At 66.1% G+C, this 22969-nt stretch carries 25 protein-coding genes; 13 read left to right on the forward strand and 12 right to left on the reverse strand.

The genetic code is table 11. The features are described from left to right. Positions 1-92: 92 nt before the first annotated feature. Complete coding sequence (gene mobF / locus ACFVAV_RS33385; RefSeq protein WP_379039638.1) at positions 93-4844, reverse strand: MobF family relaxase; 4752 nt, start codon at positions 4842-4844, stop codon at positions 93-95. A 325-nt stretch (positions 4845-5169) separates the two neighbouring features. On the opposite strand from mobF, the gene ACFVAV_RS33390 reads away from it, so the two are divergent. Beyond that, a complete protein-coding gene (locus tag ACFVAV_RS33390) occupies positions 5170-5376 on the forward strand; it encodes a hypothetical protein (protein ID WP_379039610.1) in 207 nt (68 codons plus the stop codon). Positions 5377-5597: 221 nt separating this feature from the next. Here the strand turns inward: ACFVAV_RS33390 and ACFVAV_RS33395 are convergent, their stop codons facing one another. Then, on the reverse strand, positions 5598-6116 hold the full coding sequence (locus ACFVAV_RS33395; RefSeq protein ID WP_379039611.1) for a hypothetical protein: 519 nt from the start codon (positions 6114-6116) through the stop codon (positions 5598-5600). Between the two features lie 1022 nt (positions 6117-7138). Here ACFVAV_RS33395 and ACFVAV_RS33400 point away from each other — a divergent pair. Further along, the gene (locus ACFVAV_RS33400) at positions 7139-7411 is read left to right on the forward strand and encodes a hypothetical protein (RefSeq protein ID WP_379039612.1); all 273 of its coding nucleotides are present in this window, start codon (positions 7139-7141) and stop codon (positions 7409-7411) included. A gap of 14 nt (positions 7412-7425) precedes the next feature. Here the strand turns inward: ACFVAV_RS33400 and ACFVAV_RS33405 are convergent, their stop codons facing one another. Next, positions 7426-8427, reverse strand: coding sequence for a hypothetical protein (locus ACFVAV_RS33405; RefSeq protein ID WP_379039613.1), 1002 nt, complete (start codon positions 8425-8427; stop codon positions 7426-7428). 128 nt (positions 8428-8555) lie between these two features. Here ACFVAV_RS33405 and ACFVAV_RS33410 point away from each other — a divergent pair, with 128 nt between their 5' ends. Together ACFVAV_RS33410 and ACFVAV_RS33415 are read left to right on the forward strand one after the other, a co-directional pair. Beyond that, positions 8556-8717 (forward strand): hypothetical protein, encoded by a 162-nt coding sequence (locus tag ACFVAV_RS33410; protein WP_379039614.1) that lies wholly within the window; start codon positions 8556-8558, stop codon positions 8715-8717. A gap of 4 nt (positions 8718-8721) precedes the next feature. After that, the gene (locus ACFVAV_RS33415; protein WP_379039615.1) at positions 8722-8979 is read left to right on the forward strand and encodes a hypothetical protein; all 258 of its coding nucleotides are present in this window, start codon (positions 8722-8724) and stop codon (positions 8977-8979) included. 54 nt (positions 8980-9033) lie between these two features. Here ACFVAV_RS33415 and ACFVAV_RS33420 read toward each other — a convergent pair whose 3' ends face one another. Beyond that, a complete protein-coding gene (locus tag ACFVAV_RS33420) occupies positions 9034-9270 on the reverse strand; it encodes a hypothetical protein (protein ID WP_379039617.1) in 237 nt (78 codons plus the stop codon). A 139-nt stretch (positions 9271-9409) separates the two neighbouring features. Between ACFVAV_RS33420 and ACFVAV_RS33425 the strand changes: the two genes are divergently transcribed. Continuing rightward, a complete protein-coding gene (locus tag ACFVAV_RS33425; protein WP_379039619.1) occupies positions 9410-10255 on the forward strand; it encodes a hypothetical protein in 846 nt (281 codons plus the stop codon). An 82-nt stretch (positions 10256-10337) separates the two neighbouring features. Here ACFVAV_RS33425 and ACFVAV_RS33430 read toward each other — a convergent pair whose 3' ends face one another. After that, positions 10338-10700: a hypothetical protein gene (locus ACFVAV_RS33430; RefSeq protein ID WP_379039620.1), complete on the reverse strand. Its 363-nt coding sequence runs from the start codon at positions 10698-10700 to the stop codon at positions 10338-10340. A gap of 101 nt (positions 10701-10801) precedes the next feature. Next, complete coding sequence (locus tag ACFVAV_RS33435) at positions 10802-11803, reverse strand: hypothetical protein (RefSeq protein WP_379039621.1); 1002 nt, start codon at positions 11801-11803, stop codon at positions 10802-10804. 204 nt (positions 11804-12007) lie between these two features. On the opposite strand from ACFVAV_RS33435, the gene ACFVAV_RS33440 reads away from it, so the two are divergent. Continuing rightward, positions 12008-13138, forward strand: a complete 1131-nt coding sequence (locus ACFVAV_RS33440) for a hypothetical protein (RefSeq protein WP_379039622.1) — start codon at positions 12008-12010, stop codon at positions 13136-13138. 264 nt (positions 13139-13402) lie between these two features. Further along, positions 13403-13630, forward strand: a complete 228-nt coding sequence (locus tag ACFVAV_RS33445) for a hypothetical protein (protein ID WP_379039623.1) — start codon at positions 13403-13405, stop codon at positions 13628-13630. A 309-nt stretch (positions 13631-13939) separates the two neighbouring features. On the opposite strand, the gene ACFVAV_RS33450 is transcribed toward ACFVAV_RS33445, so the two are convergent. Next, positions 13940-14710, reverse strand: coding sequence for a hypothetical protein (locus ACFVAV_RS33450; protein ID WP_379039625.1), 771 nt, complete (start codon positions 14708-14710; stop codon positions 13940-13942). Between the two features lie 147 nt (positions 14711-14857). Beyond that, positions 14858-15433, reverse strand: coding sequence for a hypothetical protein (locus ACFVAV_RS33455; RefSeq protein ID WP_379039626.1), 576 nt, complete (start codon positions 15431-15433; stop codon positions 14858-14860). Between the two features lie 1464 nt (positions 15434-16897). Here ACFVAV_RS33455 and ACFVAV_RS33460 point away from each other — a divergent pair. Further along, positions 16898-17524, forward strand: coding sequence for a hypothetical protein (locus ACFVAV_RS33460; protein ID WP_379039627.1), 627 nt, complete (start codon positions 16898-16900; stop codon positions 17522-17524). Between the two features lie 225 nt (positions 17525-17749). Next, positions 17750-17950 carry a hypothetical protein gene (locus ACFVAV_RS33465; RefSeq protein WP_379039628.1) on the forward strand — a complete coding sequence of 67 codons (201 nt, stop codon included), beginning with the start codon at positions 17750-17752 and terminating at the stop codon, positions 17948-17950. 45 nt (positions 17951-17995) lie between these two features. Here ACFVAV_RS33465 and ACFVAV_RS33470 read toward each other — a convergent pair whose 3' ends face one another. Next, positions 17996-18328 carry a hypothetical protein gene (locus ACFVAV_RS33470; RefSeq protein ID WP_379039629.1) on the reverse strand — a complete coding sequence of 111 codons (333 nt, stop codon included), beginning with the start codon at positions 18326-18328 and terminating at the stop codon, positions 17996-17998. Then, entirely contained in the window at positions 18328-18957 is a 630-nt protein-coding gene (locus ACFVAV_RS33475; RefSeq protein ID WP_379039639.1) for a recombinase family protein, read from the reverse strand. The genes ACFVAV_RS33470 and ACFVAV_RS33475 overlap by 1 nt, the downstream gene beginning before the upstream one ends. Positions 18958-19365: 408 nt before the next feature. On the opposite strand from ACFVAV_RS33475, the gene ACFVAV_RS33480 reads away from it, so the two are divergent. Together ACFVAV_RS33480 and ACFVAV_RS33485 are read left to right on the forward strand one after the other, a co-directional pair. After that, positions 19366-20277, forward strand: a complete 912-nt coding sequence (locus ACFVAV_RS33480) for a pentapeptide repeat-containing protein (RefSeq protein ID WP_379039630.1) — start codon at positions 19366-19368, stop codon at positions 20275-20277. A gap of 83 nt (positions 20278-20360) precedes the next feature. Further along, positions 20361-20669, forward strand: coding sequence for a hypothetical protein (locus ACFVAV_RS33485; protein ID WP_379039632.1), 309 nt, complete (start codon positions 20361-20363; stop codon positions 20667-20669). A 66-nt stretch (positions 20670-20735) separates the two neighbouring features. Here ACFVAV_RS33485 and ACFVAV_RS33490 read toward each other — a convergent pair whose 3' ends face one another. Beyond that, entirely contained in the window at positions 20736-20942 is a 207-nt protein-coding gene (locus tag ACFVAV_RS33490) for a hypothetical protein (protein WP_379039633.1), read from the reverse strand. A 332-nt stretch (positions 20943-21274) separates the two neighbouring features. Here ACFVAV_RS33490 and ACFVAV_RS33495 point away from each other — a divergent pair, with 332 nt between their 5' ends. Both ACFVAV_RS33495 and ACFVAV_RS33500 read left to right on the forward strand, forming a co-directional pair. Beyond that, positions 21275-21595 (forward strand): hypothetical protein, encoded by a 321-nt coding sequence (locus ACFVAV_RS33495; RefSeq protein ID WP_379039634.1) that lies wholly within the window; start codon positions 21275-21277, stop codon positions 21593-21595. 63 nt (positions 21596-21658) lie between these two features. Further along, positions 21659-21985: a hypothetical protein gene (locus ACFVAV_RS33500; protein ID WP_379039636.1), complete on the forward strand. Its 327-nt coding sequence runs from the start codon at positions 21659-21661 to the stop codon at positions 21983-21985. Positions 21986-22220: 235 nt separating this feature from the next. On the opposite strand, the gene ACFVAV_RS33505 is transcribed toward ACFVAV_RS33500, so the two are convergent. Then, on the reverse strand, positions 22221-22969 hold a 749-nt coding region (locus ACFVAV_RS33505), incomplete at its 5' end, for a WD40 repeat domain-containing protein (RefSeq protein ID WP_379039637.1).

A 22969-nucleotide genomic window follows, 5' to 3' on the forward strand; every position in this document is an offset into this window, starting at 1 on the left:
GTAGGGGCTTGAGCAACGGGCTGCCGCGCACGCTTCGCGCACTTGCCCCACAACCTTGTGGCAAGCCTGCGGAGCAGGCGCGGCAGTACCTCCTACAGACCCAGGTCCGGGCCGGTGCGGGGCGGCTCGGGGACGGGCCGGTGGTGCAGCGGCGGTTCGACCCGACGCGGCGGTTCGACCCGACGCGGCGGTTCGGGCTCGACGTCGAGGACTCCGGTGGCGCGCACCAGCGCGTCGGGGCCGTCGAGATAGTGGCGGGCCTGGTTCTCGCGGTCGCGGTCGTCGTCGGTGAGCTCGCTGCGGCGCCGGTGCTCGGTGACGACCGAGCGCAGCCGCCCGCGCAGTTCCTCGCCGGTCTGGACGAACTGCAGACGGGAGTCGGCTCGAGCCTGATCGTGGGCTTGGGCGGCGTCGAGTTCGGCGGCGCGTGCCTCGACATCATCGGCGGCGGTCAGCACCGATTGCCAGCGCTGGTGCGGGACACCGTCGTGGCCGGCGGCGTTGTAGATCGCGCGAGTGCGGGTGAGGTAGTCACGGTGCGCGGTCTCAGCGGCCTGTAGCTCCTGCTGCTTGGCCTTGAGGTCGTTGTCGCGCTGGCGGCGGGCCCACCATGCGGTGTCGCGATCACGGATGTCGGCGAGCTCCTGGCGCAGCGCGGCGACCGTGGTTTCGGCGGTGCGCTGTTGGTCGGCGAAGGCGGCGAGTTCGGTTTGGGCTCGCCGGATTCGGGCGGCGTCGGCGTCGAGACGAGCGTGGGCGGCGGTGACCGTGGCGACTTCGCTGCGGTCCTGGTGGTCGGCCAGGTGCGGGATCGCGGCGGTCTGGTACTGGCGGAGTCGCCCCCGCAATCGCGCGAGCTCGTCGGCGAGAGCGGTGTCGCTCATGCGGCGGAGCCGGTCGTGCTCCATGATCTGGATCTGCCGGTTCGCCGGGGCCTCGGTGGCGGGCGGGAGCTGGTCGAGGTCACCGGCCAGGCGCCAGCGCAGTGCGGCGGCGGGCTGCTCGGCCGGGAGCGGGCGGGCGGCGGCCGCGGCGCGGGCGGCCTCGGCGATGTCTCGGCCGTGATCGTCGGCGCGGGAAAGGTCGGCGGCCAGCAGCGGCCACACCGGATCTTCGGTCAGACCGGACACCGACAGCTCCCCGGCGAGCGCTTCCCAACGGCGGACATCGGTGTCGGTGTCGCCGAGCCGGTTGGCCACCCGCTCCTCGAGGTGCTGTTGCAGGTCGCGTTCGGCGTGAGCGCGAACGGCGGGCCCGGTTGGTCGGCGGTCGGTGTCGGGCACACCGTGTCCGGCGCGCCAGGTCGCCAGCGCCGCAACCAGATCCGGGTGCGCAGTCAACGGCTGTGCCCACAGCGGCACCTGGTCGGCGGTTGTGTCAGGCCAGGTGCGGGCGAGGTCGCGGACCTGGTTGGCCAGGTCACGGATCTGTGCGTCGCGGGCGGCCAGGTGCGGTCCGAACTCGACGTCGGCGCGCAGCTGGGCAGGGATGGCGGGCAGCCAGCCCAGCGGCCCCAGATCCCCGAGCGGTTTCCCGGGGCGGCTGGAGTGGAAGCCGCTGGGGTCGATGCGCCAGTCCAGCACGGCGGCCGGGTCAACGGCCGTACCGAGCTCACGGGCACCGATCGCGGTGGCCAGGGTCTGGACGGGATCGTTGCCGTCCAGGGCGAGGGTCACCAGGTGCTGACGCAGGACCGGGTAAGCCGCGGCCGTGGTCAAACCAGGCAGCAGACTGTCGGCCGCGTCGTCGAGAGCGGCGAGTGCCTGCGCGCCGTAGCGAGTTTCGGCGGCGACACCGAGCGCGTCGAGATAGGAATCGACCGCACCGACGAGCTGGGTTCGCGGGTCGTGGGCCTGGGCTTCGGCGGTGGCGGCCGAGACCTGGACGCCGTCGCGGGCTAGCACATTGGTGAGCAGGTCCAGGGCGGTCGGTGGCCGCACCGACTCGTACTCGTACAAGTTCGGTTCGCCGCCGTCGCTGGTGGACAGCCAGATCCGGTTGCTGGCGCGGCCGCGGGTGAGCGCCACATACAGCTGGGGGCGGGATTCGCGGCCGGTCAGGACGGTGTGGCAGGTGTCGACGGTCATGCCCTGGGCGGAGTCGATGGTGGTGGCGTAGCCGAGCTGGGTGTGCTCGGCGACGTAGTCGGCGGGCAGGGTGACCCGGCGTCCGGAGCCGATGTGGGCGGCGGTGATCCGGCCGTCGTCGTGCACCCGCTGCACGGTCCAGCGGGCACCGTTGCGCACGTAGTCGGTCTTGGAGATCCGCAACCGCCGCTGGTTGAGGCGGGTGCAGATGATGTCCCCGGCCGACGCGCGCAGTCCGTCGCCCAGGACCACCTCGTTGCCGGGGTCTTCCTCGAGGCGGGCGAGGCGGTCGGCGCGGGCGCGGGCGTTGAGGTCGGTCACCAGTTCGCGGGTCGGGGCCAGCAGCGCCGCGTCGCGCCCGTCGTCGATGTCGGCGGCCCACGCCAGATAGGCCTGTTCGACGATGGCGTCGAGGCTGCCGATCCGGATCCGGTCATGGTCGGTGTAGTAGGCGAGCCCGGCCGGGTCGCCCTCACGGATTGCCAGGCTCGCGGCCCGTTCACCGAGGTTCGTAAACCGCATCACCGTGGACAGATTCGCTGCTCCGGCGTGGGCGACGATGTCGCGGATGACCCCGCCGGCGGCGACGGCGGAGAGCTGGCGGTCGTCGCCGATCGCGCGGACACTCGCGCCTCGGTCGAGCAGCCAGCCCACGGCTGAGTCGAGTTTGAGGGTGGCGGACTTGGCGGCCTCGTCGAGGATCACCAGCGTCTGGGGTCCGACCTCGGTCAGCCACGGCGGCGGTTCGACCAGCTCGCCGGTGTCGAGTCGGTCGGCGAGGCTGACGAGCATGTCGACGGTCGAGGCTGGGGGCTCGATCTCCTCGGCCAGGACCGCGGCCGCCGACGCGGTCGGCGCCAACCCGATCACGGTGCCGCCCGCCGACCTCCAGGCATCGGCCAAGACCCGCATCGAGGTCGTCTTGCCCGTCCCGGCCGGGGCCAGACCAACTTGCAGGCGGGCACCGGACGTGGCGAAGGTCCGCACCATCGCGGCCTGGCCCGGGTTGAGGGCCAGGCCGTCGTTGTTGGCGGCGTATTCGATGATCGCGGCGTCGACGTCGGTGATGGTGATGCGGTGTCCGTCGTGGCGCAGACCGGCGTCGACGAGCCGGGTTTCGGCGGCGATGATCTGCGGCGAGGTGTAGAGGGTGGAGCGGGCGGTGGTGTAGACGCTGGTCCCGTCGCTGCGCGACAGCTCGGCCACCGCCGGGGCCACGTCGTGGACTCCACGCGGGACCGAAACCGGCTCGGCGAGGGCAGCATTGGTGATCTGGGCGACCACGGTGGCCCACTGGTCGCCGGCGACGCGGCCGCGGACCTGACGCTCGACTTCGGCGCGTATGTGATGGTGCTGCCAGGTCGCGCGCGTCTGCGAGACCACCGCCACCGCCTCGGCGGCGGTGCGGGTGATCCACTCGCCGGTGACCTGCTCACGGTCGGGAACCTGCTGGGACAGGGCGGTGTTCACCATCGCCTCGACGGCATCCTCACTACCCAGCACCGCGACCGCGTCGGCACGCCAGGTAGCGCGCTGCTCGGCGTGACTACGCGCGGCATGCTTGCTCGCGCGTGTGGACAGCGTCGCCTGCTGCGCTAGGTCGACCAGCTCCAGCGCGGTCGGCTCCCGGTCGTGGTCGGCTTGGAACTTCGCGGCCAGTTTCGAGGTCGCCGAGCGGATCGCGCGGCCACGTTTGGACCACTCATGGGTGAGGCGGGAGTCGACGCCGACGACCTCACGGACCGGTCGCTTCTCGGCGCCGTCACCTCGGTCGGCGAACACCAGCCCTAGTGACGCCTCGAGGTGGGCTTCCAGGCGGGTGTTGTACATCTCCGAGCAGGTGACGTTGTAGCGGTAGATCATTCGGCCGTCGATCGCGCCCCACTTCCCGTCAGCCCTCAAGACGGTGTTGGCGATGACGAGGTGGGTGTGCAGGTCCGGGTCGCCGGCGCGGGAATCGCGGTGGTCGAACGCGGTCGCGATGAGTCCGGCGACCTCGACCTGGCGCACGCTGTGGCGCCCGACCCGGGTGTAGAGCACCTCGGATTCGATGTAGGAGATGACGTCTCGGATCGCGGCGTGATGGGCGGCCTCGATCTTCTCGGAGACCTCACGCGAGCCCACCGCCCACAACGCCGAGACAGATTTGACTGGCGAAAAAGTGAGGTCGAACCCGGCGATCGCGGTCTTGGACGGGCGGCTCGCGCGGGCAATCCAGCCGGAGAGCTCGCGGGCGTTGAGCGGTTCGCGGCCGACGTCGGTGGTGAACATCCGCAACGCGACTTCAGTTCGGATGCGGCGTCGTTCCTGGGCCGGGACGGCGGCGCGGGGATCGAAGCCTCGCTTGGTGTTCCACTCGGTGAGCTCCTTGGCACACTCGTGGCGGTAGCTGCCCGGCGCGGTCGTGTACCGGCTGTATGGGCGGCCCAGCTGAGCCTTCTTGAGCGCGTAGCGGATCGCGTCCTTGGCCTTCGCGCCGAGCGCGACCTGTTCGGCGATCGTGGCGTCGATGATCTGATCTGCGTTGGGGTGCAGGCCCTCACCGATCAGCGCCTGCATCTGCGCTTCGGTGACCCGGTCGCCCTCGGCGATGCCCAGCGCGGCCAGGCCGGCGCCGAGCCACACACCCGGCGACTCACCCTTCTCGGAGTAGTAGTCGTCGATCCCGGTGGTGCCGCGCTCGTTCGCGTCGTGGGTGGCGATCACGCGCGTGTAGTACGCGAAACCTTCTCCAGCGCTGAGCTTCGCCAGTGACATCACCTCACCCACGGTAAGCACGATCCCGACCGATAGGACCGACCTCGGACGCGCTGTGTGGGATAGCTCGATCACGCCACCGAGACCGAATTTCGGGTGTCCGCAGGTCAGGCAGGGTGGACACCTTTCGAGAACACCCGAAGGGCCGTTATCAAAAAGTTACCTACGGAGCATGAGGTGTGCCAGATTCTTGGTGGTGTTGTGGCGGGATTGTCCTGTTCGGATGTAGGTTGCGGTGTTCGAGGTTAGCTTGCGGGGGTTGTTGCGGAGTTCGGGTGTAGTTTGCGGGTTTTGGGGACGTGAGGACTGCGAGCCTGTGCGGAGTGTGAGTTCGGCACGCGGGGGCGTGCCGCGCCCGCCGGAGGGCGGGGAGTTCGAGATCGCCTACGTCGATGTCGATCCCGGTGAGCAGCGGGTGGCGCTGGCAGGGGCGTGGGGTGTGCTGTTCGAAACGTGTCTGCCGGTGCGCGGGTTTCCCTCGTACAAGGGCCAACGCAATCTGGTAGGTCGGTGGTGGAGCGCGATCGGCTGATGCTGTCGGGGGTGGTCGGTGTCGCGGCGCAACCGTTCTGGTTGTTCTGGACCACGGCGGAGGGCAAGCGGCGCTCGCACGCACCGGACTACTTCGCTCGGTTGGCCGATGGTGGGGCTCTGGTACTCGACTGCCGCCCGTTGGATCGGATCGAACCGCGAGATGACGAAGCGTTCACGGCGACGCGGAGAGCGTGTGCTGCGTGTCCGTTTGGGGTTTCTTCACGGGACGATTACGTCGAATGGTTTGCCGCCAAGGTTGGTGGTGTCGAGGCCGAGGCTGGCTACGGTCCACCGGCATGAGTCGGCGACGACCTGGGTCGGTTCGCCCGTCACGACGATCTCGACCGTGATGTCGCGGCCAGCGCGACCGGTAATCGGGAAATAGTAGCTCAACGAATTGGTGCGGTTGATAGTTTTTGGCTCGTTGGGAAGGTTGGGGTTGATGACTACCGCCTGGACCTGGGTCTTGTCGCCCGCGACTGGATAGCTGTACTGATAGTGGGTCGGTTGGTCTACGTTAGGTAGCTCGAACACGCAACCGGGCGGAGATGTCAGCCGCAATTTGGCGGTCGGCTTCAGAAACTTCACCGATACGGCACCGGTGGGCATGATGTCGACAATGATTTCTTCGGTCTTTGGCGTGAAGAACTTCCCATCCTTGCGAACCTTGAGTCGTCCTGGGACGAGATAGATGTGCCCAACGGGGCATTCCTTGCTGACTTGTGCGTTGGCAGCCATCGTTTTCGCCTCTCGATCGTCCGAAGTAATGGGGAAGGTTCGATGTGGTCGGTGTTTCGGTAGTAGCCGAGCAGAAAGAGAAACAGCGACCGAATCGTGGTCGGCGTTGAAGTACCAGGCGCTGGCGATATCGCCGTCAGGGACTCCCATTCTGAACCAAAGGATCGGCCATGGTCAGCAGGTACTCCGCCCTCCTTGCGCTCACTGATGTCCTCGCTGCGACCGAGTGTGACGCACGGCAGCGGCCGGTCATTGTTGTGACGGTGAAACTGCTGTTCGGGAAGTTGTCACACCCAGTATTCCGTACCAGCAGGGTCCATGTTCATGACTTCACCGAAAAGGGGCCTCGACCAGGCGCACCTCGTCGCTGAGAAACGTGTCGGCGGCACGTGAAGAATTGGCGTGCTGTTGACAAAACTTCGTATACGAGCGAGCGGCGGCGGTCGACACGCGGCGGAACGCGCTGCGGAATGTCCTGGAGGTGTATTCGAACGAGTGTGCAGCAGATGGTCTCAGTGATCCCCTCGAGGTGGACAGACAGCCTGCGGATAAGCACGAGCAAGGTTAAGGTTGTGGAGCGCTGCCGACCCACGGCTCGGGGCCGTCTATACGAGTGGAAACGGCTCGCAGTCCCTTTCCGTCGTCGAATCCGCAAGGTAGGTCCGAACTGATCGAGCTGGAGGCTGTCTGGACCTGGTCTGCGGATCGCAGGTCAGCCCGGGGGCGATCCGAAAGATTCCTGCGAACCGGACATAGGTGGGTGTGTGGCGCGGTGGTGGAGGGCTGAGAGTGCGCGTGGGGTGTTGGGTGGTGGCTGGCGAGAGGTTGTGGGTGTTGGGAGCGATTGGTGGTGGAGGCCTCCGGCGCGACCGGGCCGCGCTGCGGGGCCTTCCACCCCGCCCGCCACCGGACCGAGGTCGGGACTCCGGCCGCGCGGGCCGGTTCGTGTGCTCACATGGATGGTGCGAGCGGACTACGGTGAGCACCGTTTCGGTCGGTGCGATGGGTGGGAGGTGGTGGCCATGTACGGGAGCGGCTATCGGTGCGACCGGTGTGCGGTCGGCTGGCACTCGGGCCCGTCGTGCCCGAACTCACCGGGGGCGAGATTCTCGCCGACCATCCACGAACTGCAGCGCCAGGTCCACGCGCTCAACCGTGTCGGCGGACCGGCCGACCGCGACCGACACCGGCCGCTGCGAGGACCGCTGCCGCAGATCCCGCCACCGATCGGGTTTCGGTGGTGGTGGATCCCGGTCGGACTGGTGGTGTTCGTCGCGCTGGTGATCCTGATCTAGTCAGGCACCCGGCGTCACTTGTAGCCGATGCTGGTGATGAGGAAGCGGCCGGCGGAGACCTCGGCGGTACGGACGAGGTAGGCGACCTTCTCCGCCGCCAGGTCCTCGGGCCACTGCTGGCGCACGGTCACGTCCCACACGGCAGGGTCCTTGGCGTCGCCGCGGGTGATGTGCACGCAGTAGCGCACGTCCTGGGGCAGGCCCGCGATGCCGATGGCGAGCGCGGCGTCGTTGCCGACCTGGGCGTCGCCGGTGACGAAGGTCCGGGCTTTGACCGCGCTGCGGTCGACGAAGTAGCTGTACTCGAATCCGAGGATCGCGCCCTGCGGGGTGGAGGTGTCGCCGGGCTCGGCGCTGATCGTGATCGACGAGCTGCGGAAGCTCTCGCACCCGGGCAGCGCGTGAGCGGGCAGCGGCGCCGCGGTCGTGGTGGCCGTGGCCGCCCGCGTCCCGGTCGTACCAGCCTGCCCAGGCGTGGTCGGGTCGTCGCCGCCGGCGGTGGCCACCGCACCGACCACCGCGACCAGGGCCACGGCTCCGACGATCCCGCCGACCGCAGCCACGATCCGGGTCTTGCCCCGGTCGCCGTCGAAGCGTTCGTCGTCGTAGTTGCGGCGCGGCCGCCGCGCGACTTTGCCGCCACCGCCGTAGTCGGTGAGCCGGGGCAGCGTCGGGGTGGGCACGTAGTCGCCGCTCTGCTCGGTGGCGGTCGTGGTGGCCCAGTCGTCCCAATCGACCTCATCGCCCGGCTGGGCCGTCGCGTCGGCGGCGGGGAGCTCGGTGTTCCAGTCGTTCCAGTCGCCGGTGTACCCGTCGTCGACCACACCGGCATCGGCTACGACGTCCTGCTCGACCTCCCCGTCATCGTCGTCAGCCTCTGGCTCCAGCGGCGGCCAGGTCTCCGGCGTCGTCCCGATCGTCTGGGGCTCGGCCTCGCGCCGCGGCCGCTCAGCCTCGGACGGCGCCGTGGATTCAGGCGCGGTGAAGTAGGCGCTGAACGGATTGTCGTCGGCCATCGTGTTCCCCCTTCGTCGTGGTGCCGTGGGCCCCTGCGCCCTGAGCGCGGAAATACTAGTGAGATCCGCCGATTCCTGCGGACAGCGCGGCGATTGATTCACACACATGTTCGACTAGGCTCGGGTCTATGCAGGTGGGCGACTTAGTCAGGCTCGGGACAGGCGGGGTCTGTCAATTCCGTGTTGTCGAGATCGAGGGCACCAGTGCTCGGGTCGTCGCCACGGTCGAAGCGCCGGGCGCGTACACGTTCTCGATGCGGCTGATCGACCTGACGCCCTGGACGGAGTAGTCGCGTGGCTGACGAGCACCTGCTCTCGACGAGACAGCAGCAGCTGGTCCTGGCCGTCGTCGAAGCGCTCAACCACGGCGCCGGCGACCTCCACGCGCGGGTTCGCGCTACGGTCACGCCGCGGCCGGAACCTACCGACATCGACGCGGTCCGGCGGATCGTCGCGCTCGACTGGGTCGGCTACACCCCCGGCGAGAAACCCGCCGTCATCTTGGCTAGGTTGCTGGACCGCATCGAAGAGATCACCGACAGCGCAACCTGACCCGCGGTGAGCGTCGGCCCGGTCGAAGTAGCAGACCGCAGCGCATGTGCCTGGTCATGCCCAGCCTGTCGGGGAAGCCCGAAGACGGCCGCGTAGCCGCTCCAGGTCCTCACCGTCCAACCACACATCGCCTCTGTCCTCCGGGCCGCCGCTGAGCGCGATCGCGGTGTCGGCCATCTCGACGACGTATTCGTCGAGATGATGCTGGACGTCGTCGGGGTCGAACCCCTCGTGCCCCAGCAGGTTCGCCGCCTTGAGCGGACCGACAAGTTTCGCGTCGGTCTCATCCATCTGGCCAGCATGGGCCAGCACACCGACACCTCTGCCACAGATCCCGGAACCGACTTCAGCAGAACGACGTTGATCAGTCGGCCCGTCCGCCACCACCTCTGGCGCGGTTGAGCCGAGAACTCAGAGATGAAGGAGCAGAATGACGACATATCGCGCACTGCGGGCCTTGTACTGGCTGCATGGGCATCGCGACCAGCCGGTACCAGCCCTACCTCTCGAGGTCGTACCGAAAGAGGACCAGCGGGCTGTGTTCGACGAACTGGTCTCGCAGGGCGCCATCCACAACACCCTGACCATGGGCGGCGGCCCCGATGGCAGCTTCGACTTCTACCTGACAACCGAAGGACGCGTTCAGGCTCGCATCGCCCGGGACACGTACCGTCACGAGCTCGCGATGCGCCGCGTCCTCGAACGGCTGGATGCGAATGTCAACCCCAGTTCAGGTGTGAACGGCGACTTCAGCGGGGTGTTGTCGCCCGAGGAACTCCGCGAGGCAACCCACTATCTCGTTGAGATTGGTCTCTGCAAGGGCTCCGAACGAGCAGACGGAGAGTTCTATCACGTGGAAATCACCCCCAAAGGTCGAGCCGCCGTGCGCCGTCCGTACCTGATCGATGGAGGTTCTGCGCCCATCGCGCCGATCACCAACATCTCAGCCGACAACTACGGGACGATGACCGTCGGTAACCAGGCTGTCGGCGGGCAGGGGCACACCATGAACGCCACCGTCACACAGGGGGCGTCTCTCGACGACGTCCTGACAGCGATCAGCCAGCTGCGCCATGACATCGAATCCGCCCCCGGCATCGATGACGTCGACCGCGAGGAACTGCTCGAAGAAGTCGACACGTTGACCGCGAAGGGGAACAAGCGTGGGCTCGGCTGGTTGAAAGCAGCGCTGCTCCCGTTCGGGGTGCAAGTTGCCAACGTGGCAGGCCAGGAACTGGCGGACCGGGTGCTGGCCATCGGATCCCAGATCATCTAAGCAACTAGGCCGCGGTCGGGGTGTTCGGAAAACGACCGCCTACCGAACACCCACCTCGACCGCGGCGCCGATGGACAAGTGGTCAGGCCAGACCGAACCAGTCGAGCTTGTCGAGCAGCTTCTCGCCCGCCTTGCCGAGGAGCCGGCCGAGGGAGCTACCGGCGAAACCGGCGGTGAATGCGCGAGCCTGCTGTCGGCGAACTGCCGCCTCGACCTCCTGGAGCAGGCGGGCAGCGTCCTCGGCGGCCTGGATCGCGCGGGCCACATCCTCAGCGGTGACCGGGTGAACGGGGTGTTGCTGTTCGGCGGCGTCGCGGGTGATATCTGCCGTGGAGGTGCTGTCCGAGCCCACGTGACCCTGTGGTGGGCGGCCGTTGATTTCATTTCCCATGTAGCCAACAAACCGCGCTGCATGAGAATTGTCGAGATATTCAACATTAATCATGCAGCGGTTTCGTGAATCACGAAAACATTCATCCAATTATATTGCTTTCATGTTTGCGAAGCATTTGTTCGCGAACATGAAAGCGGCGGTGAATGCTTTTGTCATTCATGAACAGTGGCAGTAGGTGGTGGGCCTTCCTCGGTGGGCAGCTGTGCCGGGGGGAGCATCGCCCGGAATTCGGGTGTCCTCACCAGGGTGTCGGTCGTGACGTAGAGGCGGTACAACTCGTCCTGCAACCCCCGTGCGCCTCCGCCGGGGCGGGTGATGGCAGGGTCGAGCTCGCTGAGCTGGTCGAGAACGTGGCGGCCGACGCGGGCGCCGTTCTCCATCCACTTCTTGTAGGCGCCCGGATCGGTGGGCCCGTGGAAGCCGGGGTCGGTGAGGACGAACTGGAGTCGGTTCAGTCCTTTGCCCAGGATCGGGCGAAACAGTGCCTTGTACCGCGGATCTTCGTAGTGGCGGATGCACTCCTCGAAGATCTGGCGCACTGCGAGCGCCGTCTCGGCGTCGGGGATGCCCCACTGCAGCAGCAGTTTCCAGGCGTTGCTCTGGTACCGCTCGGTCTGGGACTGCATGACCGCGATCGTGGTTCCGGGGACGTACATCGAAAAGAAGTCCACCCCTCCCAGGGCGGACTCCGTGTCGATGCGGTGCTCGCGGCACACTGATCTCGACAGTTGCTTGAACTGGTACTGGTTCAAGACCTTGGATCGCCCAGCGACCTGAAGGACTCCGGCCTTGTACTCGGGTAGGCGGCGGCTGGAGACGACCGCCTCGATCCCTTCGCGGCGGATGGCGCGGTAGGTGCGGATGACGCGCACGGCCTCGAGCCTCTGCGCCACGTCGGCAGGGGTGGCGATGTGGTCGGGCGTGGTGACGACCACGCCGTGGAAGACCCCGATGTCCTCGCTGCCCAGCTTGTCGATCCCGAGGACCTCATAGCGCACGCCTCGCTCCTCGCATTGAGCGACCGCGCGCGCGGTCAGCCCGTGCGCCAGCGGTCCGGCCGATTCGACCACTGCCCACGGACCCGTGCCATACAACTCCGCTCCATCAGGGGCGCCGGGGTCGCCGGCGCCGTTGTGATGATCGCTAAGGCTCATGGCCCGAATTCTCCGAGAATTGGGCGGAGCCGTCAATAAGCCGTATGAATGTTCGGGTGATTCATGCACCGATGGCGGGAAATTCATGAATCCGTTCATGCAACCCCGGTCCGTTCATGTATCTATTCATGCTTCAGGGCTGGTTTTGTAACTATTCATGTAACGCGCATTGTGCTGTACTCGCGAATGTCGGAGAGTTAAGGCGTGTCCGATCAGATTCTCGCCAGATACGGTCATTTGGACCGTGATCTAGCCACAGTAGTCAGGACGAGTATGAACTCGGTCCTGATCGTCGTGGTGCTCCGATTGGAAGAGGCTCATCGGAAGCTTGTGGAGCTGTCGCGAGACGGTGTCGAGGTCGAACTACCCGACAACGGCCCGTCTGACAGGCTGCTGGTGCTGATGGTGGAACTGTTCGGTGTCGAGCACACCGAACTGCTCGACACCAGCCTCGATCCGATCCGCACGCGCGTCGCGAACTTGACAATCGACGACGACCCAGCAGCGAAGCGCACGGTTATCGACCTCTTCGCTTCGGTCAGCATGTTCCTAGTCGCAGAGGCGAACATGCTCTATCAATGTGTCGACGATCTACCGCCCGATCAGTGGCAAGACCTCCGGCAGTTCCTCGGGTCCGTGGCCGCGGATGCCCTCGCTCGAGCGCTGTCTTTGAACCGCGAGGTCGACGACACTGCATCGCTGCATCGCCTGCTGGAACGAGCCGCCGGCGATCCCGGCGACGAAACCGGGATAGGCATAAGCCCTGGTATAGGTATAGATCCGTTCGATGACGTCGGTCCTTTGGAGTGGCAAAGCGATTCGCCACGTCCCGAACTGGACAATGCCCCACTGTGCGCGTCCGCCGACGAGGATGCGATATGGGAACAGCTCCAGCAGATCTACTACTGCGGCGAGACTTCATGCGGAGACCCGCAGTGCCCTCTACCCCCGGCTCTCGCCCGACCTGAGAGCGAAGCGAAAACGGCCAGACCCGAGCTTTCCTCGGGAGAGTCGCCTCCCTCACCAACCATCAGGTCAGCCGGTCACCCCCGCTGGAGAAGACGTCTACGACAAGCCAGTCCATGGATAAGTGCCGCTCTGACCTGCACACTGTCGATTGGATTCGTGGCGTCGTTCTTGGCCCGTGGTGGCTCTTCATGGACGGCACTGCTCTGGGTACTGCCGTTCTGTTGTCTGGCCTTTGGTCGGCTTGTCCTTGAGCTATCGATGGTTTTGAGACCAGATCCGGTGGACCGCCTGGCCGTCCTGCGCGCACTATCTATCAGTCATCGTTCTCACCGGGCCGTAGCGGCCGATCGACGCTCCATTCACTGATGCCTCCGGAGGAGTCCGGGGGCATCTGTGTATCGCCTTGCTCCGGGGATGTGCCACCGAAGACCTTGCGGTCGTTCCCCGGTCGGCCCCGACCATCTCCTCGATTCGCTTGGTGACATCGGCGTCGTGTCGAGGTGATCGGATGCGCGGAGTGGGTGTTCGGAAAACGGCGCCTGGCATAGGAACGTTTGCGGCGACCTGTGAGGCGCCACCGCCCTATGATCGCCCCGGAACTGGATGGACCGGTCAGGAGCGTGAAAACGAATGAGCGCGAGAGTACCTCGCAAGAAGTTGACCATCGAGTTCGACGAGCCCCTCCCGCAGGAGCTGTACGCGAACCTGGCTTCGCTGGTGTGGATGCAGCTACGCACGATCGCCGTCGCGGCCGACTTCGAGTTCACGGTTCGGCATGACGGTCCGTCCTCGATGAACGAGGAGCTGAACCGGCACTGGGATCAGTTCGCCCAGCAAGCCCAGTGGGAGAACGAATAGCCAGGTTCCGCGGCTTGCGTGACTCCGTCGGGTTGATGACGCCCCCGTTTTCGCGCGCTGCCGAGAGTCTCCGCACTCGGTCAGCGGCTGATGCGGCTGACCGAGTGCGCGGTTGGTCGCCTCGTGGGCGCGAGGTTCAACCCGGTCACCGTTGCGGCGATATCCAGACGCGCCTCCGGCGTGCCAACTGCGCTGGGTGATCCGTCCGATCAATGCCAACAGCTGATCGCGCTGATCGCGCACCGTGCGGAACTCTTCGGCGAGGGTGGGACCCGGCCGGGATCGCGGCCGGCCAGCCAGCCGATACTTTCACTTCTCGCGCTGCGCGAGCCACGCTTCCAGGGCGGCCCCGGCCACCTCGGCACGGTTGAGCCCATCCTCAAGCGCGGCCTGCTCCACTCGCAATGCCAGATCGTCGTCGATGCTCGTCGCGAAATTCGCCTTGCCCGCGGGCACCGGTGTCGGACGCGAAGCGAGTTCGAGCCAGGGGAACTTGTCGACGATCTCCTTGAAGTGGGTGTGGTCCAGCACGATCGGGTCGCCCGCTTCGAACCACTGCAGGATCTCGCAGGTGGCTGCGCCTTTGACGCGCGCGACGCCACCGCGATGAGCGACGTCGTTGCGCAGCTTGCGCAGGTCGCCGAAGAACGGGATCTGGAAGTCTCGGGGCTTACACCCGTGCGCGTCGGCGAGACGGTGTCGGTAGTCCTCCTCCCACCGGGAGAAGAACGTCGGCAACCACATACGTCCGCCCCAGGCGTGGTGCTCGCTGCCGTAGGCGAGGGCATCGAGCAGCAGATCCGCCGCGATGGTCGTCGACGATGCCTTCCATACAGGTAGTAGCCCGTTCGGATCGCATACATCGAAACCCGCAGGGGCGCGGCCCTTCGTCACGCTGTAGCCGTAGGTACGCCCGAGGAACGGGACCTGGACACCTTTGATCAGCTGAACGGCTACCGCGCCGGCTCGCGGCGCCATGCGCGCCACCGCGATCGTGAGCAACAGCTCGGTCCGCATGTCCTCAAGGATCGCGACGACGGCGTCGCTACCGATCTCGGCCACGTCTTCATTGGTAGTCACATCGGGATGCTCTCACTTGGCACCGACGCCCAGACTGCTGCTGGAGCCCGCCGAGCGGGCCACGCACGGCGCAGTGCGTTCCGCCGAGCACCGTGCACGGCATGACAGCTCGGCCAGCCTGATCGGGTCGTCGTGCTCGGGCCTCGATCAGAAGATCGGCTCCGCTGAGGAGTTCGGTGGCCATCGGTTGTCCGGCACCGGGATGGCTTCCCCCTCAAAGCTCGATGCCCACGGATCAGGTCGGAAGGGTGTCTGTGCAGGCCTTTGTGCAGGTCGAGGCGGAGCATACGGGGGTTCGATGGTGAACAGCCTGCGCCGGAAGGTCCGGTAGTCGGAGCCTCCAGTGGCGTCGATGGAGCGTTCCTGGACACTGAGAACGTTCTCCTGGATCAACTCATTGAGTCCCTTCAGCCGCGTGCTCTCTCCGAGGCCGTGTAGATCCCGGAATCCTTTCTTGCTGAACCAGATTCCTTCCGCAGAATCATCGAAGTTGTGGTGGGACAGCATGCACAGGTACAGGGCAAGGCTGGCACCCGACAAGCGCCCGATCAGCCGGGTCGTCCACAGCTGGTGTGGAATCCGGAGGTAGTTCGGTTCGGCATCGGCATACGGCAGCGTGTAGGGACTCCCATCTCCGAGTTCGCTGAGCAGCTGGATGGTTGGGGGTTGCCCCCGGCGGCCGCCCGCCATTGTCAGGTAGCCGCGGTCGTGCAGTTCGTGCATGGCGTTGAGTACACGCCGCGCACCTCCTACGGCTGGATCGGGAAGTCCAGCGATGTCGGCCCACCACCGAGCTGGACGCGTTGCGTCGTGTGGTGGCGCGGCAGCAACCCAGATGATCGACACCAGAAGGGCAAGCCGGACTTGGCCACCTCGGCCTCCGCCGCCGCTGGAACTACTGCTCATGAGCCTGGCGACCGAGCTCTGTGCGTGGCCGGCGGCACCCGTGTGCAGGAATGCACGTCGCACCGGCGCCCCGCGTCGATACCGGGCGTCCAGTCGCATCTGAAACCTTTTCGCGGCTTCACCTCCGCGGGAGGCTTCCGTCGAGTTCGGCACCACAGACTCCTTGGCATCGCGCCACGAATAGTAGCGACATTAAGTAGTTATTACATAATGAAATGCGCTATAGGTATGTTTACCACTGCGCTAACGAGTATACGCGCATTGCGCTAACGCGGTCGCCTGCTGCCGTGGGCGGCCAGTCCTGAACTTCGGGAAGCTCATGCCCGTCCCGTGCGCACCCGTTGGCGTCATCGGCGAGCAGTTCGCGAGCGCTAGGGGTCTGCCGTCGGCACACTGTTGCTGAGTTCGGCATCGGAATGAACAGATCTTCTTGATCGACAGGGTGCAAGCCCAGGGCGGGCTGGGCGCTGGGCTCTGGCGTGTATCGCCGCGGTGGGCGCTGTACTAGGCGGCGGGTGCGACCCGGACGCTTCTCGTTGGATTCGTGGGCGCGTCGGCTTCGGTGATCTCGACGACGCACCCAGTATCCGTGCTGGCTCACCGCCGTCGGCGCGGCCGAGCACCCGGCGCGCTCGTCGACTCGGTGCCCGCGACCGGGCGGTGGCAGCGTGGCTGGCCGATCGGACGTCGATCGGCAAAAGTGGTCCTACGCTGGCGATTTGGTGAAGATCGCCGGTGCTGGGTAAGATTGCGACCGCAGGCGGAGAGATGCGACATCTCTACCGGTCGCGCACCCCCGGTTGGGCGTCCTTCTTAGGGAGACTTCCGGGACAAGTGCTTCGATTGTCCAACGTTTGCCGAAAGGTCCAGGTGCGCGCGCCTGGGCCTTTCGTCGGTTATCGCCCCTAGCTCATGGCGAGTCGGCCGAGGGTCGGCAGGCGAGATCGCCGCCGCCGCGCCGTCGTTCGATGTTCTGGCCACTGATACCCCCCGTCCCGGGCGATATCGGCGGAGACGCATCCCCCGCGGTTCACGACCGTGATTCCCGGCCCAGCGCATGTGTGTTTCCCGTTCGTTCTCCTACTGGCGGGGGGTGTTCGGAAAACGACCGTTTACCGAACACCCCGGGCGCGGTCGGGTGCCGGCGGCGGAATCGCAGGCGCGGGTGTTCGGGAACTCGTTCAGCATCGGCAGTCAACCGGCTCGACCCACTACGTGCCTCGCACCGCTGGCGGGAGCCCTCAGAAGGACTGCTCTCCACCCCGGCTATACGGTGCCTCGGTGACCGAACTCCCCCGCGCCACCTACATCCCCTTCCAACCTGAGCACGGGTACGACCGAGCAGTCGAGATCGCTATCGCCTATCTCGACCGTGTCGGTGCCCGCGGCACGATCGTCGTTGTCCCCCAGAAGAACACCCTCACCTTCTCCGCGCCGTTGAACACCTACGCCGCAGGCCGTCCTGTCCTGACTCCGAAGAACTCGAACCAGTCCGGGATCGGCTACGGCCATCCTGCTCTGGTGTACGCACCGGGACTGCGGGAACTCGCGCTCGCCACCAAGTTCGCGCGGAACGCGCCGATCGCGGTCGTGGAAGACGCGGGATTCTCGGCCTCGCGGTGGGCTGACGAGATCGGGGCAGCCAACGTGATCGAGAAGAGGATTCACGCGGTCGACCGTTCGGCTGAACACCAGCGGCTGCTGGAACGGATCGAATTCGCGGGCAACAACGGCTGGGGCGACGCCTACGGACTGCGGGATCTGCGCAGCCTCCTGGGTGAGCTGCAGGAGCGGTCCTTGCTCGACAAGGACGAGGTCTTGGCCTACCTGATCGTGCACGGCAAAGCCCATCATTACGACGCTCTCGTTCGTGTCGGCAAGGAGATCGACAAGGTGCAGGCGAGCTGAACTCGCTGACACTGACCAGCAGCTACGCCATATCCATTGGTTTTTCGGCGGTTACTACCGAACCCCCATCCAGTGGCACGGCGTGAGAGCCGGGATCTTGCACTGGAGGCTCTTGCACCCCTGGTCGCTACCGTGCGCGCCGCACGCCCGAAAACTGTTCTGACCAGCGATCCGCAGACGGGTCGGGCGTGCCGCACTCATCAACGGATCGCGAAGGAGTACACGATGGACATGCCCTGGCTGGAGTCGGTGAAGGACGCGTTCAACAACGACAGCGCGGTCAAAGCGCAACAGGCACGGATGTTCGAGGACCTCTGCGAGGTGCTCGGGCCGCAGCTCGACGAGGTCGGGCAGCTGGTGGCGGCGAAGCTGCAGGCCTCGGATATCTCCTGGCTGCCGCGTCCGGGCGAGCGTGGTAGGCGGTAGTTGGTAGTCGGGGTGTTGCGCCGAGCTGGTGCAACACCCCGACGTTCAGTAGTCGAAGTCGGGATCGGCGAACAGGCGGCAGGCGAACAGGATGCCCGCACGGAAGTCGTCGCTGATACCACTCTCGTCGAGGCGGTTCAGCGCAGCCTTCAGCGTCGGCTCGGATTGAAGAGATGCCTGCTCCTCGAGGAACTCGAAGATGCAGTCCTCGGGCGAGCGGTTGTCGAACTGCTTGCGGTTGACCTTCGGTCCGCCCAGGAACATCTCCTCGATGGCCAGGGCGACGTACTTGCGCGCCTCCTCGGTCGCGCGCTGCCGGATCTCCTCGCCGAGCCCGGCCAGTTCGTCGGCCAGCTCGGACGCGGACTTCTTCGCCATTACCAGTGTTCTCCCTCTTCGGAATTCGTCGCGGCCGCCAGCGCCGGGGCCGCGGTCGAGCTGCTGAGCTCGGGGACGTACTTGTAGATCGTGGCCCGGGAGACCCCGAGCAGTCGGGCGACCGAGGACACCGTTTCTTCGGGCCGGGTCAGGATCGCGCGGGCCTGGCGGATCTGCTCGTCGGTCATCGCCGGTGGCCGGCCCAAGCGTTGCCCGCGGGCGCGCGCGGCGGCCAGGCCCTCGTTGGTGCCCTGCACGATGAGCTCGCGGATGAACTCCGCCAGCGCGGCGAAGACATGGAACACCAGGCGGCCGCCAGGGGTGGTGGTGTCGAGTGCTTCGTGCAGGGACCGGAATCCGATACCGCGGCGGCGCAGGCCGGCCACGATCGTGATCAGGTCCTGCAGCGAGCGGCCGAGCCGGTCCAGCGACGGCACCACCAGGGTGTCGCCGGGACGCAGGTAGTCCAGGCATGCCGACAGCTCGGCGCGCTCGACGTCCTTGCCGGACTTCTTGTCGGTGAAGATTTTCTGGCATCCGGCCTCGCGCAGCGCGCGCAGCTGGCGGTCGAGGTTCTGGTCGCGGGTGGAGACCCGGCCGTAGCCGATGAGCGCTCCCCCGCCGCCGATCGGGTCGAGGGCGTCGCCGTCGAGGGTCAACGGCGCCAGGCCGGTGTCGTCGGAAGTCGCTGTCACGCAACGAGTGTACAAAAAAGGGCACTCGGGAGTTGTTGAACACTGTTGATTTACAACACCTTTTTCAACACGGCCGAGATTCGAGCGGCCTGGCCGTTCGCGTCCGAGCGGCCGAGTGTCGTAAAACGAACGTTTTTTGACGCTGCCGCAACGGGCGAGGATGTCGACGAATCCCGAAAGTCCGCGCGTAACACGAGTCTCTGAGGGCGGCAGGCTGGATGATTCCCAAATATGAACGCCACGCCTCCTGCTCGACGTCGCCTAACCAGGGTGGTTGCTGGGACTCGCGGGAGTGCGCAAACTGTTCAGTCGGGCGTCCGTTTGCGGCGACCGGCGCCCGCGGTGCGTGGATGGCGGCGCTGGTCGCAGCTGAGCCGTCACTCCCTGCTCGGCTTCGTCGGCTGGAGCGGCTGGTCCAAGGTCGCTGCACTGGCCACAGCAGCGACAGCTATTGCAGCGCTGTGGTTCACCGGACAATCCTTGCGATCCACCGAGCAGCAGTACGCCTTGTCCGAACAAGGGCAGGTCACCGAGAGGTTCACCAAGGCGGTCGAGCAACTCGGTTCGGACAAGCCTGATGTCCGGCTCGGAAGCATCTACTCGCTGGAGCGTCTCGGCCGAGACTCCCCCGAGGATCAACCCGTCATTCTCGAAATCCTGACTTCCTTCGTACGTACTCACGGCGTCACCTGCGGCCAACCGCCCGACAAAACGTCGTTTCCAGTGGACACGCAGGCCGCCTTGACAGTGATCGGCCGACGAAGCATCGACCACGATGGCCCCCGACTGTTCAACCTCAACAACGCCTGCCTCGCTGGCGCAAGTTTGTTCGATGGCGACTTCTCCGACTGGGCCTTTTTCGACGTCGACTTGACCGGCGCGAACCTGAACGCTGTGCGCCTCACCGGCGCGAGCATGACTGAGGTGCGCCTCGGCAATGCGGCCATCAACGATGCCGACCTCGCTGGCGTCGGCCTGCAATTCGCTGAGCTCACCGGCGCGAGAATGCGGCAGGTGGACCTCACCGGTGCGTGGCTCGACTACTCAAACCTCACCGGCGCCGACCTTTTCTACGCTCGCCTCACCAACACTCACCTCGCCGGCGCCAACCTCACTGGGGCCGACCTGACCTACGCCAACCTGACCGGCGCCCACCTGACCGGCGCCAACCTCACCGGGATCTGCTACGACCACAGGACCATCTGGCCCGAAGGCTTCACCCCACCGCAGCCACCGAGCTGTCCCCCTGCGTGACCCACGCCAGGCACTCCTGCCGAAGTCACGCCGACCTCGGCGAACCCGGGAACCGGACAAACGACCAATGGAAGGATCCCTTGATGGCCTGGAATTCTGCAGGAGACACCGTGTTCGGGCCGGTAGCCGAGATTCTGCTCGAATGCGACGCTCCCCCCGAATTCATCACCCCTACCCTGACCGCTGTCATTCACGAACTCTTCCAAAACGACTGGGGCTACGACGGTGCGCTCAGCTCCCTCGCCGAGTTCGCCAAGTACCCCGCGGTCGTCGCAGCCTTCAGAAACAACGACGTCCCCGACCCGGACGACCCTGAGTACGCCCGCATCGTTGCCGACCTCGAACTCGCCGCAACACCGACAGCACGAGCACTCGACAACCCACCCACCTGAGCACGGGCTCGCCCCGGCGGTGGCCAGTACACAGGGCCGAGACCGAGATCTGGGGCCGACCCATTACTAGGGCTCGATCGTCAAGCGGTCGTTGCGTGAGGAGAGCGGGCGTCGCCACCGGAGCAAAGGGTCCAGTGCACGAATGATTGCGGGCCGCTCCTTGGGTGGCGCACCCTTCAATGCGTACAAGGTGATCGTGATCCTGGTGATCGCAGTCAACCCTGCAGTGACGGACGCCGCCAGCACGGTAGCGTGAGTGATCTCGGCGAACATCGCCGCGCGCTCCTCCCCGGTCGAGGAGGGTACGACAGACCTCAGCTCGACCAGACGAATTCGACTGGTTGAACCAAGGTCCCGACTGCCGGCATAGAGGGGAACTTGTGTTGGTGCGGACTCGGTCTCACCGAACCGCGGCACAGCTACTGATTGGCTGCTTGCTGAGCACCTGCCGGCGCATAAAGGCTCATCACACTGATGGCGCCGAGGTGAGAGGTCTCGCACGCCGTGTTCACCATATCGCAGGTCGTCCTGCACCTGCGGCGAGTTTCCGACGCTACGCACCACGCGCTATCAGCGTGCCGACCCGACGGCTTACGCTGGCTCGCATGCCATCTCGTCTTGAAGTCGATCTTCCCTACCCTGGCGATACCATGCCCTTCGGTGAGCTTGAGATGTTCGTGAAGCAGGCAATCTCGGCCGGGGCGACCCCGGACACGCTGGTCACCGCGGTGCCCGTCGACAACCACGACGAGATGGTCGACAGTCTCCGGATCGAGTTCGATCAGGTCGGACCTGTGCGAGTTGAACGGCAGGACCTCGCCGAGCTGCTCGGCCTCCTGGCTGAGATCGAGCAGAACGATGGTGATGCGAGGGCTCAATTGCGCGCTATCCAGGGCCTCCGCCAACGGCTGACCGGCCAGGGCTGACCTTTCAAGTCGCGCTACGACGAACAGGCCGCACCGCCCGGGCGGTCTGGGCAAGATGAACTGATGACCGCCGTCGCGAACCACGAACCGCCGCTGCCGTTTTCGCCGGCAGGTCGGCAAGCGCTACATGACCTGGCAGTCCACGCGGCCACCGGCGTCACCGTGGTCTGCGGATTCCCGGCCGCGGGCAAGACCACCGCGACCCGGCTGCTGGCCGAGCTGGTCGACCCGGTCGTGCTCGACAAGGACGCCTTCGCCCCGCGGCTCGAGGAGTCGGTGATGGCCGAGCTGACCGGCAACCCGCACGATCGCGACAGCGACCTCTACCGCCGCGTCGTCTCCCCGCACCTCTTTCTCAGGGGGTCCCACATGGCGAAGGGGCGCATCTGACGAAGTCTGTGCAGCTCAGCGGCTTTCGAGTGGACCATAGCAGATCACGACAGGTGTGGTGCAGGTCGAGTGATGAGTCGCGGTCCTCCGGCTCCTCGACATGATGATTCGATGGACAAACTCCTGGTGCTGGTAAGTGAGCTTCCAGGCTCGGGTAAGTCGACGTTGGGACGCTCGCCAGCTTGGGCGTTGAACGCCCGGTTCTTTCGGACCGGCGATCGTCGTGGTGCACCGTCTACTCCTGGCTGTCGCGTTGTCCGGTCTCAGCGGGGGCCTTGTCGGGCAGGACCGGGAGGCCGGGGCAGACTTCCCTGTAGTCGATGTCGGGCGAGACCCAGTCGCGCCAGTGCTGGTGGCTGGTGTTGTAGGTGAGCTTGGCGCACAATTCGTCCGTCCACGCCGCGGGTCCGGGCCATACCCGCACGGTTCCGTCCTTACCGCCGGAGACGATGCGCCGCTCGTCCGGGCTGAACGCCACACTCGTCACCGCACCCTGGTGTCCGGTCAGTGGTTCGCCGGCGGGTTGGCCGGTGTCCGCGTTCCACAGTCGCACCGTGCCATCCATACTGCCGTAAACGATGTGCTGTCCGCCCGGGTCGACCGCCACACTGAACACCAGGGTCTGCCCGGTGAGCGGTTCGCCGATGGGTTGGCCGGTGGCCACGTCCCACCGCCGCACCGTGTAGTCGAAACTGCCGGAGACGATGTGCTTTCCGTCCGGGCTGAACGCCACGCTCCACACCACGCTCTTGTGTCCGGTCATGGGGTCGCCAACGGGTTGTCCAGTGTTCGTGTCCCACAGTCGCACCGTCTCGTCGCCGCCGCCGGAGACGATGTATTTTCCGTCCGGGCTGAACGCGACACCGTAGGCCCCACTGCTGATCGGGCCACCGAGCTCCCCATTCTGGTGCCCGATCAAGGGGTCGCCGAGGGGTTGTCCGGTAGCCGCGTCCCACAGTCGCAGCGTGCCGTCGTCCCCGCCGG

It is taken from the genome of Nocardia sp. NPDC057663 (genome assembly GCF_042799895.1).
Lineage (GTDB): Bacteria > Actinomycetota > Actinomycetes > Mycobacteriales > Mycobacteriaceae > Nocardia.

Coding starts and splice junctions, on each gene's coding strand:
- mobF (WP_379039638.1), bottom strand. CDS start 4,844: ATGTCACTGGCGAAGCTCAGCGCTGGAGAAGGTTTCGCGTACTACACG.
- ACFVAV_RS33395 (WP_379039611.1), bottom strand. CDS start 6,116: ATGGCTGCCAACGCACAAGTCAGCAAGGAATGCCCCGTTGGGCACATC.
- ACFVAV_RS33400 (WP_379039612.1), top strand. CDS start 7,139: ATGTACGGGAGCGGCTATCGGTGCGACCGGTGTGCGGTCGGCTGGCAC.
- ACFVAV_RS33405 (WP_379039613.1), bottom strand. CDS start 8,427: ATGGCCGACGACAATCCGTTCAGCGCCTACTTCACCGCGCCTGAATCC.
- ACFVAV_RS33410 (WP_379039614.1), top strand. CDS start 8,556: ATGCAGGTGGGCGACTTAGTCAGGCTCGGGACAGGCGGGGTCTGTCAA.
- ACFVAV_RS33420 (WP_379039617.1), bottom strand. CDS start 9,270: ATGGATGAGACCGACGCGAAACTTGTCGGTCCGCTCAAGGCGGCGAAC.
- ACFVAV_RS33425 (WP_379039619.1), top strand. CDS start 9,410: ATGACGACATATCGCGCACTGCGGGCCTTGTACTGGCTGCATGGGCAT.
- ACFVAV_RS33430 (WP_379039620.1), bottom strand. CDS start 10,700: ATGATTAATGTTGAATATCTCGACAATTCTCATGCAGCGCGGTTTGTT.
- ACFVAV_RS33435 (WP_379039621.1), bottom strand. CDS start 11,803: ATGAGCCTTAGCGATCATCACAACGGCGCCGGCGACCCCGGCGCCCCT.
- ACFVAV_RS33445 (WP_379039623.1), top strand. CDS start 13,403: ATGAGCGCGAGAGTACCTCGCAAGAAGTTGACCATCGAGTTCGACGAG.
- ACFVAV_RS33455 (WP_379039626.1), bottom strand. CDS start 15,433: ATGCACGAACTGCACGACCGCGGCTACCTGACAATGGCGGGCGGCCGC.
- ACFVAV_RS33465 (WP_379039628.1), top strand. CDS start 17,750: ATGGACATGCCCTGGCTGGAGTCGGTGAAGGACGCGTTCAACAACGAC.
- ACFVAV_RS33470 (WP_379039629.1), bottom strand. CDS start 18,328: ATGGCGAAGAAGTCCGCGTCCGAGCTGGCCGACGAACTGGCCGGGCTC.
- ACFVAV_RS33485 (WP_379039632.1), top strand. CDS start 20,361: ATGGCCTGGAATTCTGCAGGAGACACCGTGTTCGGGCCGGTAGCCGAG.
- ACFVAV_RS33490 (WP_379039633.1), bottom strand. CDS start 20,942: ATGTTCGCCGAGATCACTCACGCTACCGTGCTGGCGGCGTCCGTCACT.
- ACFVAV_RS33495 (WP_379039634.1), top strand. CDS start 21,275: ATGCCATCTCGTCTTGAAGTCGATCTTCCCTACCCTGGCGATACCATG.
- ACFVAV_RS33500 (WP_379039636.1), top strand. CDS start 21,659: ATGACCGCCGTCGCGAACCACGAACCGCCGCTGCCGTTTTCGCCGGCA.